Annotated in this window: 12 protein-coding genes; all 12 read left to right on the forward strand. The window is 62.9% G+C overall.

All coding sequences use genetic code 11. From position 1 onward, the window contains the following. Positions 1-57 precede the first annotated feature (57 nt). The 12 genes from YY7_RS0110210 (at position 58) to YY7_RS0110265 (ending at position 15,467) form a co-directional block, all read left to right on the forward strand. Positions 58-1,098, forward strand: coding sequence for a branched-chain amino acid ABC transporter permease (locus tag YY7_RS0110210; protein ID WP_028163149.1), 1,041 nt, complete (start codon positions 58-60; stop codon positions 1,096-1,098). After that, on the forward strand, positions 1,095-2,867 hold the full coding sequence (locus YY7_RS0110215) for a branched-chain amino acid ABC transporter ATP-binding protein/permease (protein WP_028163150.1): 1,773 nt from the start codon (positions 1,095-1,097) through the stop codon (positions 2,865-2,867). The genes YY7_RS0110210 and YY7_RS0110215 overlap by 4 nt, the downstream gene beginning before the upstream one ends. 26 nt (positions 2,868-2,893) lie before the next feature. Further along, entirely contained in the window at positions 2,894-3,631 is a 738-nt protein-coding gene (locus YY7_RS51265) for an ABC transporter ATP-binding protein (protein ID WP_349642655.1), read from the forward strand. Further along, a complete protein-coding gene (locus YY7_RS51270) occupies positions 3,628-5,025 on the forward strand; it encodes an FAD-binding oxidoreductase (RefSeq protein WP_080663655.1) in 1,398 nt (465 codons plus the stop codon). Before YY7_RS51265 ends, YY7_RS51270 begins: the two co-directional genes overlap by 4 nt. A 55-nt stretch (positions 5,026-5,080) precedes the next feature. Then, the gene (locus YY7_RS0110230; RefSeq protein WP_035689758.1) at positions 5,081-8,575 is read left to right on the forward strand and encodes an indolepyruvate ferredoxin oxidoreductase family protein; all 3,495 of its coding nucleotides are present in this window, start codon (positions 5,081-5,083) and stop codon (positions 8,573-8,575) included. A 7-nt stretch (positions 8,576-8,582) separates the two neighbouring features. Then, the gene (locus YY7_RS51275; protein ID WP_063623371.1) at positions 8,583-8,930 is read left to right on the forward strand and encodes a YciI family protein; all 348 of its coding nucleotides are present in this window, start codon (positions 8,583-8,585) and stop codon (positions 8,928-8,930) included. Between the two features lie 485 nt (positions 8,931-9,415). After that, positions 9,416-10,189 carry an enoyl-CoA hydratase-related protein gene (locus YY7_RS0110240; protein ID WP_028163152.1) on the forward strand — a complete coding sequence of 258 codons (774 nt, stop codon included), beginning with the start codon at positions 9,416-9,418 and terminating at the stop codon, positions 10,187-10,189. Positions 10,190-10,226: 37 nt separating this feature from the next. Beyond that, the gene (locus YY7_RS0110245) at positions 10,227-11,096 is read left to right on the forward strand and encodes an FAD binding domain-containing protein (protein ID WP_028163153.1); all 870 of its coding nucleotides are present in this window, start codon (positions 10,227-10,229) and stop codon (positions 11,094-11,096) included. Further along, positions 11,093-11,572 (forward strand): (2Fe-2S)-binding protein, encoded by a 480-nt coding sequence (locus YY7_RS0110250; RefSeq protein WP_028163154.1) that lies wholly within the window; start codon positions 11,093-11,095, stop codon positions 11,570-11,572. The genes YY7_RS0110245 and YY7_RS0110250 overlap by 4 nt, the downstream gene beginning before the upstream one ends. Beyond that, positions 11,569-12,330, forward strand: a complete 762-nt coding sequence (locus tag YY7_RS0110255; protein ID WP_028163155.1) for an N-acyl homoserine lactonase family protein — start codon at positions 11,569-11,571, stop codon at positions 12,328-12,330. The genes YY7_RS0110250 and YY7_RS0110255 overlap by 4 nt, the downstream gene beginning before the upstream one ends. Next, positions 12,323-14,725: a xanthine dehydrogenase family protein molybdopterin-binding subunit gene (locus YY7_RS0110260; RefSeq protein WP_051396638.1), complete on the forward strand. Its 2,403-nt coding sequence runs from the start codon at positions 12,323-12,325 to the stop codon at positions 14,723-14,725. The genes YY7_RS0110255 and YY7_RS0110260 overlap by 8 nt, the downstream gene beginning before the upstream one ends. Next, positions 14,718-15,467, forward strand: a complete 750-nt coding sequence (locus YY7_RS0110265) for an SDR family NAD(P)-dependent oxidoreductase (protein WP_028163157.1) — start codon at positions 14,718-14,720, stop codon at positions 15,465-15,467. The genes YY7_RS0110260 and YY7_RS0110265 overlap by 8 nt, the downstream gene beginning before the upstream one ends. Positions 15,468-15,476: the final 9 nt, after the last annotated feature.

Here is a 15,476-nt window from a genome sequence, read left to right on the forward strand (position 1 = left end):
TCGACGTCTTCATTCGATGGCTGTGCCGAGGCGTCAGCCCGACGGCGGAGCCCTGCCATGACTGCGGATATTGCGGCGATCCTGCTGCAGGATGGCATCGCCAATGGCGCGATCTACATCCTGCTTGCGACAGTGCTCGTCCTCGTGTTCACGGTGACACGCGTGATCTTCGTTCCGCAAGGGGATCTGGTCGCCTTTACAGCCCTGACCCTGGCGGCCTTTGATGCCGGGACCATACCAGGCACGGTGTGGATCTTATTGTTCGGGGCCGCCATCGCGCTGTCACTTGAAATGCTGGAGGCAGTCGCACGGCGCGATCGCGCGCGCTGTGTCCGATCGATCATTCAGTTCGGCGTCGTGCCGGTCGCTGTTGCGCTGCTGGCTGTTCTGCTGGTCCCGAAGGATGCACCACTCCTGTGGAAGATGGCGGTCACATGCGCACTGGTCACCTGCATCAGTCCGGTGATCTATCGGATCGTGTTCCAGCCGATCGCGTCTGCTTCGCCCTTGGTGCTCCTGATTGCGGCGATCGCAACTCATCTGGGAATGAACAGTATCGGCTTGCAGGTGTTCGGGGCCGAGGGAGTGCGGACGCAAGGTTTCTCCGGTCCGCCGCTTTCGTTCGCCGGACAGTTGATCTCGCAGCAGGTGGCCGGAGTGGTCGCCAGCAGCATCGTGCTCGTGTTCGTGCTCTACTTGTTCTTTCATCGCTCGTTGCGTGGCCGCGCACTCCTGGCGGCTGCATACAACCGCCGTGGCGCGGAGATCGTCGGCATCAGCGCGGCTGCGGCCGGGCGCACGGCCTTCATAGTCGCCGGCCTCGTGGGAGCGGTATCGGGTCTGCTGGTGGGCCCGATGACAACGCTCTACTATGATTCTGGCTTCATTCTTGGCTTGAAGGGCTTTGTCGGCGCCATCGTGGGCGGGCTCGCGATCTATCCGCTCGCGGCAGCCGGTGCCGTGTTGGTTGGAGCGGTGGAGTCCTTTGCCTCGTTCTGGGCGAGCGCCTATCGCGATATCATCGTCTTCATGCTGATCATCCCGATCCTGTTCTGGCGCTCGGTGGTCAATCCCCACGCGGAGGATGGAATCGAATGATCGGTCGGCTTCTTGCTCTCGCGCCGTTCATCGCCGTTGCAGTTGCGGCCCTCGCGTCGCTCGTATTGCCGGCCTATCAGGTGTCGGTGGCCACCTACGTGATGATCGCGTCGATCGTATGCACCGGATTGGTGCTGATGACCGGGATCGCGGGCATGGTTTCCTTCGGACAGGCCGCCTTCGTCGGCTTCGGCGCGTATACCTCGGCCTGTATGTCGACGCAGTTCGGGCTGTCGCCTTGGCTGGGTCTTGCCGGGGCGACGATCGGCGCGGCGGCGACCGCTGCCCTGATCGGCGTGGTTACGGTGCGAATGAGCGGCCATTATCTCGCGCTGGCGACACTTTGCTTTGGCATCAGCTTCTATTTTGGAATCGGAAACGCCGATGCGTTCGGCCGTTTCAACGGAATGACGGGAATCCCACCGGTCACGGTCGGTGGTTTTGAGTTGCGATCCGAGCGGCAGGCCTTCGGCCTTGTCCTGGTCGCGCTCGTGCTATCCGTTGCCTGGTGCCGGCGGCTGCTGGCATCTCGTTGCGGGCGCGTGTTGCGCTCGCTCCGTACGGGAAGCACGATCGCGGAGACCTTCGGAGCGAATGCGCAACGGCATCGCTTGCTGGCATTCGTCGCTGCGGCAGTGGTCGCCGCGCTGGCAGGCTGGCTCTACGCGCACGTGCAACGCTTCATCAATCCGACGCCTTTCGGTCTCAACGCCAGTATCGACTATCTGTTCATGACAGTGATCGGCGGCAGTGGGCAGGTCTGGGGGGCGTTGGTCGGTGCCGGGCTGGTGACAGTCATCAAGCATGAGCTGCAGGACCTGCTCCGGCCTGTATTCGGGGCGACGGCACGATTTGAACTGCTGGTCTTCGCCGCGCTGATGATCATCGTGCTGCACAAGGCGCGCAAGGGCCTGTGGCCCTTCCTGCAGCAGGTGGTCGCATCCCATATGCCGCCTCGAGCTCCGGTTGCACCCGTCACGTTGACGAGCAGGAGGGGCAGGCCCGATCAGGGGCTGCCGGTCCTGACTGCGATTGGCTTGCGGCGGATGTTCGGCGGCCTCGTCGCAGTGGACGACGTCAGCTTCGATGTTCGAAGTGGCGAAATTCTCGGCGTTCTGGGTCCCAACGGGGCAGGGAAGAGCACTCTGTTCAACCTGATCAGCGGTGGCTTGCAGCGGAGCGGAGGTGAGCTGAGCTTCCTCGGGGCGCCGCTGGCACGCGTGAGCGCGCGCGACATGTGCGTGCGTGGGCTGTCGCGGACATTTCAGCACGCCGCGCTGGTTCCGGAGATGAGCCTGATCGAGAATGTCGCGATTGGCGCCACTCATCTCGGCCGATGCGGAATTGTGGCTGCGTCGTTGGGACTCGATGCTCGCGAGGAGCGGCAGCTATTGGGTTGGGCCCAGCACCTTCTCGACCGTGTCGGGCTCGGCGACAGAGCGTGGGAGCTTGCCGGGACGCTGTCCCTCGGTCATCAGCGGATCTTGGAGATCGCACGCGCGCTGGCGGCCGATCCGGTGCTGGTGCTGCTCGACGAGCCCGCCGCCGGCTTGCGCGCAAACGAAAAGACATTGCTTGCGGAGCTGCTGGTCCGGTTGCGAGCCGAGGGCCTCGCCATCGTTCTCGTTGAACACGATATGGAATTCGTCTTCCGCCTGGCCGATCGGCTGATGGTGATGAATTTCGGGCGCCGAATCGCATTCGGTGATCCCGAGGAGGTTCGCGCCGACACCGGTGTCCAGGAAGCGTATCTGGGAGTCGCTGCATGACGGTCCTACTGCTGCTCGAGCGTTTTGTGGTCCGCTATGGCCGTCTGACCGCGGTCAACGACGTTTCGCTGGAAGCGCGGGCGGGGGAGGTCACTGCGGTTATCGGACCGAACGGCGCTGGCAAGACCTCTCTAGTCAATGCGGTGATGGGACTCGTGCCGTCTGGCGGTCGGTTGCTGTTCCCGCAATGGCCGGAGGCTTCTCGGTCGATCGAGGCGCGGGTCCGCGCCCGGATCTCCCTGGTACCGGAAACGCGCGACCTGTTCGGACCGATGACGGTGCTCGACAATCTCAAACTCGGCGCGTTTTCGGCGCGGATGGAACCACGCTTCGATATGCGCGCGCGACTCGCCGGCATATTTCGTCTCTTTCCTCGCCTCGACGAACGGCAAAATCAGCAGGCCAGCACACTGAGCGGGGGGGAGCGCCAGATGTTGGCTCTGGGACGGGCTCTGATGTTGAAGCCGCGCTTTCTGATGCTCGATGAGCCAAGCCTCGGGCTCGCGCCGCTGATCGTCGCGGAAATGTTTCGGATCATCGCACGGCTGAAAAACGAAGGCGTGTCGATTCTCCTGATCGAGCAGAACGCGCGCGCCGCGCTGCGTCTTGCCGATCGTGCCTACGTGCTCGAAGGCGGAGCGATTCAATTGGCCGGGAAAGCTGCGGATGTTGCTGCGGACAGCCGCGTCATCGACGCCTACCTTGGAATGTCGGCAGCGACTCCATCAAATCCGGATGAGCGACAGATGGGTAAGGTGGGATGAAGCGCGCCATACCAGATGCGATCGCGAGGCTGAGCGAGCGGTTCGGGGACAAGTTGTCGACGTCCGCCGCGATCCGCAGCCATCACGCGAGCAGCGTCACCTCGCACGTGACGGTCGCGCCCGATGCGGTCCTGTTTCCGACCTCGACGCAGGACGTCGTGGATGCGGTCACTATCTGCCATCGCTATCGGTGTCCGGTGGTGGCATTCGGCACCGGTACGTCGACGGAAGGGCAGATCAGCGCTGAGCATGGCGGGCTCACGATCGACCTATCGCAAATGAACCGTGTCGTCCGCGTGTCGCCTGCCGATCTCGATTGCACCGTGGAGGCAGGGGTGACCCGCAAGGCGCTCAACGCCGCCCTGCGGGACACGGGACTGTTCTTTCCGATCGATCCGGGAGCGGATGCCTCGATCGGGGGGATGGCATCGACCCGTGCGTCGGGCACCAACGCGGTGCGCTACGGAACCATGCGCGAACTGGTGATGTCGCTACGCGTCGTGCTGGCCGACGGCCAACTGATCGAGACCGGCTCTCGCGCGCGGAAATCGTCCGCCGGTTATGACCTGACCCGTCTGTTTGTCGGTGCCGAAGGTACGCTCGGTATCATTACCGAGGTTACGTTGCGGCTTGCACCGATCCCGGAACGGATCGGGGCGGCGGTCTGCACCTTTCCAACCGTGGAGGCGGCAGTGTCGGCCGTCGTCGCTGCAACGCAGAGCGCCATCCCGCTGGCACGCGCGGAATTGCTCGACGCGCTGCAGATCGAGGCGTGCAACCGTTATTCGAAGCTCGATCTTGCCGTTCAGCCGACGCTGTTTCTGGAATTTCATGGGACGCAGCTGGCGGTCGAAGAACAGGTCGGCTTGATGACCGCGATTGCGACGGAGTTCGGCGGTGGCACATTCCGATGGGCGACTGCGACCGAAGACCGGACAAAGCTCTGGCAAGCCCGCCATGACGTCTGGTGGGCAGCGCTGGCACTCCGTCCCGGATCGCGGGGAGTACCAACCGATATCTGCGTGCCGATATCCGAGCTGCCTGGCGTGATCGCCCAGACCCGCCAGGACGTTGCCGAGCTCGATCTGATTGCGCCGCTGTGCGGTCATGTCGGCGACGGCAACTTTCATCTCTGCGTTCTGGTCAATCCCGAGGACGAGGACGAGAAGCGCCGGATCGTGGAGCTGAACACCCGCATGATCGCGCGAGCCCATGCCCTTGGTGGTACGTGTACCGGCGAACATGGCATCGGTACCGGCAAGATGGATTACCTTGTTGCCGAGCGAGGGACGTCGATGATGGCGCTCGCTTCGCTCAAGCGTGCGCTTGATCCGCGCAACATCATGAATCCCGGAAAGGTCCTGCGCGTCGCTGACTATCAACCCTATCAATGATGTCGATCGCGCGGTGCCTCATGAGTACTGAACAGTCGAAGAAGAGCAATCCATCATGACCCTTCGCGAAACTGCAACCCGCGTCGATCTCGACTATCGCCTCCATGATGCGATCACCAAAACCGAAGGGCGTGTTTTTGCGTCGGGCACGCAGGCGCTCGTCCGCATGCTGGTGATGCAGCGGCTTGCGGACCGGCGCGATGGCATCCATTCCGCAGGCTTCGTCAGCGGCTATCGCGGCTCGCCGCTCGCCGGCGTAGACACGGAGCTGTGGCGGGCGAAATCCGCATTAGCGGATCACGACATCAGATTTCTGCCGGGTATCAACGAAGATTTGGCCGCGACGGCCGTCTCCGGCACACAACGGGTCGCAGACGATCCAAACCGGACCGTCGAAGGGGTATTCGCCCTCTGGTACGGCAAGGGCCCCGGCGTTGATCGCGCTGGTGACGCTATCCGGCACGGCCATGCCGCTGGTGCTTCAGTCAAGGGGGGTGTTGTCCTCGTGGTTGGCGACGATCATGCCGCCACCTCCTCCTCGATCCCGAACGCCAGTGACATGTCCTTGATGGGATGGGGAATTCCGATCGTTCATCCGGCAAGCGTCGACGAATATGTGGAATTTGGGCTGTGGAGCTGGGCGGCTTCGCGCTTTTCCGGTGCCTGGGTTGCTTTCAAGGCGATCTCCGAAACGGTGGAGAGCAGCCGCGGCTTCGCCGTTCCCGTGCTGCCGCGCTTTGCGGTACCGTCGCGAGGCGGCTTTCCGGAAGGCGGTCTCGGATATACCACCCGCGATTTTCTGACCCCTGCCATTGAACTGCGAATTGCTCATCGCCTGGAAGCGATCGCTGCGTTCGCGCGGGCAAATCCGTTGGACAGAATGCTGGTTGACGCACCATGCGCTGACATCGGCATTGTTGCCATTGGCAAGAACGCGAAGGACGTTCTGGAAGTGTTTGAGCGCGCCGGCTTGCCGCAGCAGGCTCTGGCGGAGAAGGGCGTCAGAATCTGGCGGCCAGGTCTGACATTTCCGCTCGATCGCGACCGCTTGGGGCAGTTCGCGCATGGACTGAAACACATCTTGGTCGTCGAGGAGAAAGCGAACCTCGTTGAAGGACAGATCAAGGATGCGATCTTCAACTGGCCTGCGGATCGCAGGCCGAGCGTTTCCGGGCGCGGTAGCCTTGATGGATCGCCCCTTATCACGGCGCTTGGCCAGCATCGTTCTTCTTCGCTTGCACCGCCGCTGTCGGCCTGGCTCTCCAACGTGCGGCCAGACCTCGCCTTTAGCGACAGGCTTGGCCTGTTTGAACGGTCGGTTTCGTTGAGCAATGCGGCGGACGGCATGCGGCGGCTGCCATACTTCTGCTCAGGCTGCCCGCACAACTCGTCCACCAGGATTCCCGCGGGGAGCACCGCCCTTGCCGGAGTGGGTTGTCACTATATGGCGAGCTGGATGGATCGGCAGACGTCCGGACTGACCCAGATGGGCGCCGAAGGAGTCGATTGGGTGGGGCAGGCGGCCTTCACCACCACGCCCCACGTTTTTCAGAACATGGGCGAGGGCACCTACTTCCATTCCGGTCATCTCGCCATCCGGCAATCGATCGCCGCGGGGCACAACATTACGTACAAGATCCTGTTCAACGATGCCGTGGCGATGACGGGGGGCCAGCCGGTCGACGGCCAACTTACGGTTCCTCAGATCGCGCGGCAGGTGGCGAGTGAAGGGGCGAAGAGGGTGGTGATCGTTACCGACGACACCGCTCGTTATGCGGGGACGGTGCTGGACGGGGTTACCATCCATGATCGACTCGATCTCGATCCGGTCCAGCGCGAATTGCGCGCGATCAAGGGCGTCACGGTGCTGATCTATGATCAGACCTGTGCCGCGGAGAAACGTCGGCGGAGGAAGAAGGGCGCATACCCCGATCCGGCCCGACGGATGTTCATCAACAGCGCCGTATGTGAAGGATGTGGCGACTGCGGAAAGGCGTCCAACTGCCTTTCGATCGTGCCGCTTGAGACCGATCTCGGCCGCAAGCGCGCGATCGATCAGACGTCGTGCAACAAGGACTTTTCCTGCGTTGAGGGCTTCTGCCCGAGCTTCGTCTCCGTTCTGGGCGGAGGGCTGCGCAAACAGCCGGCGTCAGGCCGGGATTGGATTGCTCACGCCAACTCCCTTCCGCGGCCATCGTTGGAGTTGCCTGACGGGCGGCCGCACAATCTTCTCGTGGCCGGCGTCGGCGGCAGCGGCATCATCACGGTTGGTGCCATCATCGCAATGGCTGCCCATCTCGACGGTTTGGAGGTGGCCGAGCTCGATTTCACTGCGCTTGCGCAGAAGGGCGGCTCCGTGATGTGCCACCTTCGGATCGCTGCAAGCGGGGGCGCGATCAACCAGCCGCGCATCGACTGGGGCGAGGCCGACGGGGTGGTAATGGGCGACCTCATCGTCGGTTGCCTGCCCGACAGTCTCGGGACGGTTCGGAAGGATAGGACCCGCATCCTGGTCAATACCCATCTGGGGTCGACTGCGGAATTCACCCGCGATCCAGATTCAGATCCACGGCGCGACGACCTCTTGGCCAAAGTTCGTCATGCAGCCGAAGCGGACAGTGTGTCGAGTTTCGATGCTCAGCAATTGGCTCAAGAGCAGTTCGGCGAGACGACAGGCGCCAATATGATCCTGGTCGGACACGCCTGGCAGCAGGGACTGATCCCGGTGAGCGAGGCCGCGATGATCCAGGCGATTACCCTCAACGGAGTGGCGGTGGATGCGAACAAGCGTGCATTTGCTTGCGGTCGTGTTGTCGCCGCACAGGGGATCCCTACATGCGCTACCCAGTCCGTGACCTTGATGCAGCCGGAGCGCTGGGAGGCTCTGGTCGACCGGCGAGCCGACGAACTCACCCGGTACCAGAACGCAAGCTACGCGACATCGTATCAGACTTTCGTCGCTCACTGCGCCGCGATGGAGCAGCACAAGCTGAAGGACGCCAATAGGTTCGTTTTGACGAAGATCATTGCGAGCGCGTTGTTCAAGCTCATGGCCTACAAAGACGAGTACGAGGTCGCCCGACTTTATTCGAGGCCTGAATTCATCGCTGCGCTACGGCAGCAGTTCGAGGGAGACTTCGAGCTCCGTTTCCATCTCGCGCCCCCATTTCTGGCACGGCCGCGCGCCGGAAGCGCGGTGCCGCAGAAAATCACATTTGGTCCCTGGATGTTGCGTGCTTTCGCGGTGCTCGCACGTTTGCGTGTCCTGCGCGGAACGGTGTTCGATCCGTTCGGCTATACCGAGGAACGGCGATTTGAGCGACGTCTGATCGATGACTACAAGGCGCTAGTCGACCGCCTTCTGGCCGGCCTGTCGCCGGCTACACTCGACATCGCGGCGAAGCTCGCAATGCTGCCGGAAAAAATAAGAGGATTCGGTCACGTCAAGCGGGCGAATGCGGAGATGGCGAAACGGGAAGAGCAGCGGCTGCTGCAGCAGTTCGAGGCAATTCGGAATCCGGCCCCAGGTCGCATCACGGATGTCGCATGAGGCCGCCATGCTGACAGTCATCCGCGGCCTCTACCGAAACGGCGGTGCAGAGGAGCGTCTCGCGATCCGCGATGTGCATATCGCTTACATGATCGAAAACCGCCGTTGGCTCGAGCAGGGCGGCGCCCTGTTGTCAGCCGATGGCGCTGTCGTCGAGGGCATGTTTCTGATGCTGCGTCACGAGACGCGCGAAGCGGTCGAAGTCTTTCTTGCCAACGAGCCGTACATGCGGGCGGGGCTGTTCAAAAGTGTCACGATCGACGCGTTCGATCGGTTTGTGCCGCACACAGATCCCCATTTTCTCGAGAGGCTTCTCGCATCGGCGCAGGGCCAAACCTCGTCTGAGCTTCGCTGATCCTCCCACAGTGGGACGTGTCTCAGGAAGAAGGTGGCGTATTATCGAAATTCAAGCCGCGCTGAAGGCGATCCTGGCGGCATGCAAGGATGCCGGGCATCGACACCATCTCGGGCCAAAGGCGTACCTGATGCCTCACGGCGTGCCGGGCCGCCGCAACTTGATCGAAAGCCGCGAGACCATGGCTTGCCTGCCTACGCGGCCAATCGGATAGCCGGCCAACTTAGCTCGATCTGAGTAGCCGTACTTTCGACGCCTCCGCCGGGTCCGATCATTTCCGTATCTCAAGCTCCGTTTGCGCCGACGCGAATAAATCTTGCCTGACCTGCTTCGAGCTCGACCTGCCAACGGGTCCTGACCGAAAGGGAAGGGAGATGATCCGCGGCGTCCAACTTGACGCGGCCAAATAAATCAGTCTACTTATGCAAGTAACGACGAGGAAAGATTCCGGAACTCGACCGGCTGGGCGCGAGAGAGAGGTTGCGTTGGAGGAGATTGTCATCGAGCGGCGCGACGGCATCGTCCACGTTATCCTGAACCGGCCCTCGGTGAAGAACGCGGTGACGCTTGCGATGTGGCTCGAATTGGCCCGGATCTTTTCCGGCTTAGCTGACGATCGCCAGGTCCGCGGCGTCGTGCTGAAGGGCGCAGACAAGGACTTTTCGGTCGGCGCGGACATCTCCGAGTTCGAAAAGATCAGGGAGGACCGCCATCAGGCCGCGGCCTATGAGGCCGCAGTCGACGGTTGTTCGGGCGCGATCGCGGCATTGGATAAACCGGTCGTGGCCGCAATCTCCGGCTATTGTCTGGGAGGCGGCTGCCATCTGGCGCTGGCGTGCGATTTCCGATTCGCCGACCGTACCGCAACGATCGGCATTCCGTCGGCGAAGCTCTCGATCGTCTACGGCGTGCACAGCGTGCAGCGCCTGCTGGCGCTGACGGGTGTGTCGAACGCTAAGCGGATCCTCTACTCGGCAGACCGCTATCCGGCCGAACAGGCGGTTTCGATGGGACTGATCGATGAACTGCACGACGATGCCGCCGCCGCGGTCGAGAAATTCTTGACGAAGCTCGCGGCCAACGCGCCACTGTCGATCTCGGGCGCCAAATACATGCTGAACGGCCTTTCGATGGGCCCGGGAGCGCTTGATCCGGCCGTGGCGCAGCGGCTCATCGACGAAGCCTCCGACAGCGAGGACTTTAAGGAAGGCCGAAGAGCCTTCGCCGAAAAAAGGCCTCCGCGGTTTCGCGGCGAATAAGGCCGAACAGGGAAGGAGCGAGCTTTGGAGAGGGCCGATGAAGCCTGCCAAGTTTGACTACGTTTTGCCGGCGACACTGGATGCCGCCATCGAAGCGCTGGTCGCGTCGAACGGCGAAGGCAAGGTGCTGGCGGGCGGTCAGAGCCTGCTGCCGCTCCTCAACTTCCGGATGGCCAGGCCCGCAGTGCTGGTCGACCTAAACGGAATCAAGGGGCTATCGTACATCGAGGAACGAGGCGACCGCATCGCAATCGGCGCGCTGACGCGTCATCGCGATCTCGAGCATTCGCCGCTCGTCGCGTCGAGGTTGCCGGTGATGTCGGCGGCGATGCGCCACGTGGCGCATCTGGCTATCCGCAACCGTGGGACCATCGGCGGCAGCTTGTCCCATGCCGATCCCGCGGCCGAGCTTCCGATGCTGTCGGCATTCTACGACGCCAGGATTTCAGTTCAGGGACCGGCGGGACGCCGAACCATCGCCGCCGAGGAGTTCTTCGTCGACGCCCTGACGAACTGTCTGGAGCCGTCAGAGATCGTGGTGGAGATCGAATTTCCGGTGCTCGATCACGATGGCTGGGCGTTCGAAGAAGTCGCGCGCCGCTTCGGCGACTTCGCGCTCGCGAGCATCGCTGTTTCCGTGCGCCGAGCACAATCCGGGCTAAAGGACGCGCGTATCGCGGTGATGGGTGTGGCCGATACGCCGCTGCGCCTCAGGGAAGCTGAGCAAGAGCTCGTCGCGATGGAGCTCAATGACCGAACTCCGGACCGGTTCTCGGAGATTGTCGTCTCGAAGGTCTCGCCCAACGACGACCTCCACGCTTCGGCGGCGTATCGCAGGCATCTGCTGGCACAGTTGTCCAGGCGTGCGCTGAAGACGGCATTGGCGGCAACGGAGCGAGCGCCATGACCGACATATCCGTCACTGTAAACGGAAAAAGGTACGACGTTTCGGACGTCGAACCGCGTCTACTCCTTTCCGATCTCCTGCGCGACACGCTCGGGTTCACCGGCACGCACGTTGGATGCGAACACGGCGTCTGCGGTGCCTGCACTGTGCTTGTAAACGGCGACAGCGCGCGGTCCTGCTTGATGCTGGCCGTCCAAGCGAACGGCGCCGAGATTGTCACCGTCGAAGGTCTCGGATCCCCCGAGCAACTCAACGTCCTTCAGTCCCAGTTTCGCGAGCATCACGGGCTTCAGTGCGGCTTCTGCACGCCCGGCATGCTGATGACCGGCGAAGACATGCTCCGCAAGTATCCTCTCGCGACCGACGAGGACATCCGGGAAGGGCTCTCCGGAAATCTCTGCCGCTGCACCGGCTACCAGAACATCGTCGCCGCGATCCGCAGCGCTGCTGCGCTGCGTTCGGAGAAAAAACCATGAAACTGAACTTCCTCGCCGCCGGGCGTCTTCGCATGAAGAAGAGCATATACGTGCCTGGCGCCGACCGCAGCGAGACCATCGATCTTCCCGTCAGCAGCGCACTGATCCGGCACAAGCAGGGCAACGTACTCTTCGATACTGGCTGCCATCCGACCGTGGTCGACAAAGCAGAAGACCGCTGGGGACCGCTTGCCAAGGTTATGAAGCCGCTGATGAGCGCGGACGAGACCTTGCTGCCGAGTCTCGCATGCATCGGGCTCGGGCCCGACGACATCGATATCGTCGTGAACTCGCATTTCCACCCGGACCATTGCGGCTGCAACCAGTTCTTTCGCAAGGCGACGATCCTTGCTCACGCCAGGGAGATCGAAGCCGCGAAGGCGCCGGGCGCCGAAGCTGCGGGCTATCTCAAGGCCGATTGGGACTATGGGCAACCGATCGAGGCGGTTAGCGGGGAGAAGGATCTGTTTGGCGATTCCAGCGTGGTGCTGGTACCGCTGCCGGGCCACACCCCGGGCACGCTTGGTGCGCTGGTTAGTCTCGATCGCGACGGGCAGTTTCTGCTCGCGTCGGACTCCGTCAGCCTGCGGCAAAATCTCGATACCGACGTCGCGCCCCGCAACACCTGGAACGTCGAGCAGCAAATGAAGACCTTCGACGAGATCCGCCGGATCGAGAAGGGCGGCGCCACCATCATTTGCGGGCACGACGACCGGCAATGGCAAAGCCTGCGCAAGGGAACCGCGGGCTATGAGTAGCGATCGACGCGCCCAATCGTCGGACGTCCTGCGGCCGAAGAACGTCGGCGCGCCCATCAAGCGCACTGAAGATCCGCGTCTTCTGACGGGCAACGGGGAATACACGGCCGACCGGAAGCCGGACCGGCCGCTGCACCTCGCGTTCCTCCGTAGCGGGCAGCCGCACGCACGGATCGCGCGGATCAATGCCGAGGCGGCGCGATTGGCGCCGGGTGTGATGGCTGTGCTGACGGCGGAGGACATCGCGGACGACTTCAAGCCGGTGATCCCGTTCTCGCGGATTCCGAACTACTATGCGACGCCAATTATGCCTCTTGCCTCCAAGAAGGTCCGTTACGTAGGCGAACCCGTCGTCGCGGTCGTCGCCACTTCGCGGTATCTCGCCGAGGATGCCCTGGAGCTGATCGAGGTCGGCTACGACCCCCTAGGCGCGATTGCGCGCGCCGAGATGGCCGTCGCCGACGATGCGCCGCTACTGCACGAAGAGGCGGGTAGCAACATCCTGATCGCGCGCGAATTCAAGAAGGGCGATGTCGCCGCGGATCTGAAGGCCGCGGCCGTCAGGGTGAGCGGACGTTTCGAAATGACCCGCAAGGCGCCGCTCGCGATGGAACCGCGTAGCTACACTGCGGAGTACGAAAGCCGGCGCGACGCCGTCACGCTTTATACGTCGTCGAATATTCCGGGCATCGTCCGCGACGCGATTTCGGAATCGCTCAGTCTTCCTGGGCACCGCCTGCGTGTGGTCGCGCCCGATGTCGGCGGGAGTTTCGGTTCGAAGGGCTCGCTCTATCCGGAGGAACTTTTCATCTGCATCGCGGCGCGCAAGCTGCGCCGCTCGATCAAATGGACGGCAGACCGTCTGGAGGACGTGAGCAGCAGCAGTCAGGCTTTTGCCGAGATCGTCGATGCGGAGATGGGTTTCGACGCGAACGGCGTCGCGACCTCCCTGCAGGCGGACGTACTCGGGGACGTCGGCGCCTTCTCGATCTACCCGTGGACCTGCGGCCTGGAGCCGGTGCAGGTCGTCAGCTTCCTTCCCGGCCCGTACAAGATCGGATCCTACCGCGGCGCCGTGCGCGGCGTTGCGACCTGCAAGCCACCGACCGGTCCTTATCGGGGCGTCGGTCGACCGATCTCGACCTTCGTCGCCGAGCGTCTGATGGATCTCGGGGCGAAGGCGCTCGGCATCGATCCTCTCGAGATCAGGCGCCGCAATCTCGTGCGGCCCGACGAGTTTCCCTACCGGATCGCCTCCGGAATCATTTGGGACAAGACCGGCTTCATCGAATGCCTGAACGCCGCCGCCGAGACGGCCGGGTACGAGCAGCTTCGGAAAGAGCAGGCCGAGGCACGCAAGCAGGGCCGGCTGTTCGGCATTGGCATCGCCTCCTATGCGGAACTGACCGGTATCGGGTCGCGGATCGCTGTGGCGCCGGGCATGCCTATCAATACCGGCTCGGAAACGGCGAAGATCACCATCGATTCGACGGGCGCCATCACCGCAGCCTTCGGTGTCGCATCCCACGGCCAGGGCCTCGAGACCACGCTGGCTCAGATCGTCGCTGACGACCTCGGCACCCGCTTCGAGGACGTCCGCGTCATCCAGGGAGACAGCGACGAGGTGCCGATGTCGACCGGGACCTACGCGAGCCGCAGCGCGGTGCTTGGCGGCGGCGCCGCCAAGCATGCCTCGAAAATCCTTCAGGAAAAGATCAAGCGGGTCGCCTCGCATCTTTTGGAGGCCAATGCGGACGACATCGAAGTCGCGGAGGGGAAGGCCATCGTCCTCGGCACCGACCGCGCAGTGTCGTTCAGGCAGATAGCCAAGGCCGTCTATTCCGACATGAAGACGTTGCCTGTCGAGGCCCGCGAAGAATTGACCGCGACCTACACCTACGACCCGATCAACGGCACCACCGCGGCGGCTACCCACATAGCCGCGGTGGAGATCGATCCGGCGACGTGCTTCGTGAAGATCCTCAAGTTCGTCGTTGCCGAGGACTGCGGACGGATCATCAATCCGATGATCGTCGACGGCCAGGTGCACGGCGGCGTCGCGCAAGGCATCGGCGCCGCACTGTTCGAGGAGCTGATCTATGACGACGACGGCCAGCTCCTGAGTGCGAGCCTCGTCGACTACGTGATCCCCTCCGCGCCTGAAGTGCCGCTCATGGATGTCATCCATGTCGAAAGCGAATCCGCGGTGGCAGGCGGATTCCGCGGAATGGGCGAAGGCGGCACGATCGGCGCCCCGGCCGCTATCGCCAACGCGATCGCGGACGCGCTGTCGCCACTCGATATCGACGTCTCCATTCTCCCGATGACCCCAGAGCGCATCTTCAAGCTCATGGAACAGGCCAAGCTCAATCAAGAGGAAAAAGCAGATGAGTGATCTCAAAGGACGTGTCGCCCTCGTGACGGGAGGTGGTCGGGACGTGGGCGCCGCGATATCGAAGATGCTGGCCGAAAGCGGAGCATCCGTCGCCGTCAACTACCACAGCTCGAAGGCCGAAGCGGAAGGCGTCGTCGCCGAGATCGAAAGGGCTGGCGGCAAGGCGAAGGCCTATCAGGCCGACATCGCCAATGCTGACGTCGTCAAGAAGATGGTTGCGGACATCAAGAGCGATTTCGGCGGCCTGGATATCCTCGTCAATAACGCAGGATTGGTGTTCCGCAAGCGCTTCAGCGAGAGCACGCCTGAAGATTGGAAAAAGCAGATCGACACCTGCCTCTACGGCGCGTTGAACTGCTCCCACAGCGCTGGACCGCTGCTCGAAGCGTCAGGCCGCGGACGCATCATCTCGATCATGGGCGACTCCTCCCGGGTCGGCGAGTCCGGTCTCGCGCTTGCGGCAGCGGCGCGAGCCGGCACGATCGCGCTGATGAAGTCGCTTGCCCGCGAATGGGGACGTTCGGGCGTAACCGCGAATTCGATCTCGCTCGGTCTCATCGAAACTGCCCACGAGAAGACGTGGGTGGACGCCAATCGCGACAAGCTGGTCAAGGCCTACGCTATCCGGCGGCTCGGACTGCCGTCCGACGTGGCACCTCTCGTCACCTTGCTCGCGTCCGATGCCGGAAGCTGGATCACGGGCCAGGTCATCAGCGTCAACGGCGGATACTCGATGGTCTAGGAGGAGGCG

The sequence above is a fragment of the Bradyrhizobium elkanii WSM2783 genome, assembly GCF_000472865.1.
In the GTDB taxonomy this organism is placed as follows: domain Bacteria; phylum Pseudomonadota; class Alphaproteobacteria; order Rhizobiales; family Xanthobacteraceae; genus Bradyrhizobium; species Bradyrhizobium elkanii_A.

Coding starts and splice junctions, on each gene's coding strand:
- YY7_RS0110215 (WP_028163150.1), top strand. CDS start 1,095: ATGATCGGTCGGCTTCTTGCTCTCGCGCCGTTCATCGCCGTTGCAGTT.
- YY7_RS0110230 (WP_035689758.1), top strand. CDS start 5,081: ATGACCCTTCGCGAAACTGCAACCCGCGTCGATCTCGACTATCGCCTC.
- YY7_RS0110210 (WP_028163149.1), top strand. CDS start 58: ATGACTGCGGATATTGCGGCGATCCTGCTGCAGGATGGCATCGCCAAT.
- YY7_RS0110245 (WP_028163153.1), top strand. CDS start 10,227: ATGAAGCCTGCCAAGTTTGACTACGTTTTGCCGGCGACACTGGATGCC.
- YY7_RS51270 (WP_080663655.1), top strand. CDS start 3,628: ATGAAGCGCGCCATACCAGATGCGATCGCGAGGCTGAGCGAGCGGTTC.
- YY7_RS51275 (WP_063623371.1), top strand. CDS start 8,583: ATGCTGACAGTCATCCGCGGCCTCTACCGAAACGGCGGTGCAGAGGAG.
- YY7_RS0110250 (WP_028163154.1), top strand. CDS start 11,093: ATGACCGACATATCCGTCACTGTAAACGGAAAAAGGTACGACGTTTCG.
- YY7_RS0110260 (WP_051396638.1), top strand. CDS start 12,323: ATGAGTAGCGATCGACGCGCCCAATCGTCGGACGTCCTGCGGCCGAAG.
- YY7_RS0110255 (WP_028163155.1), top strand. CDS start 11,569: ATGAAACTGAACTTCCTCGCCGCCGGGCGTCTTCGCATGAAGAAGAGC.
- YY7_RS0110265 (WP_028163157.1), top strand. CDS start 14,718: ATGAGTGATCTCAAAGGACGTGTCGCCCTCGTGACGGGAGGTGGTCGG.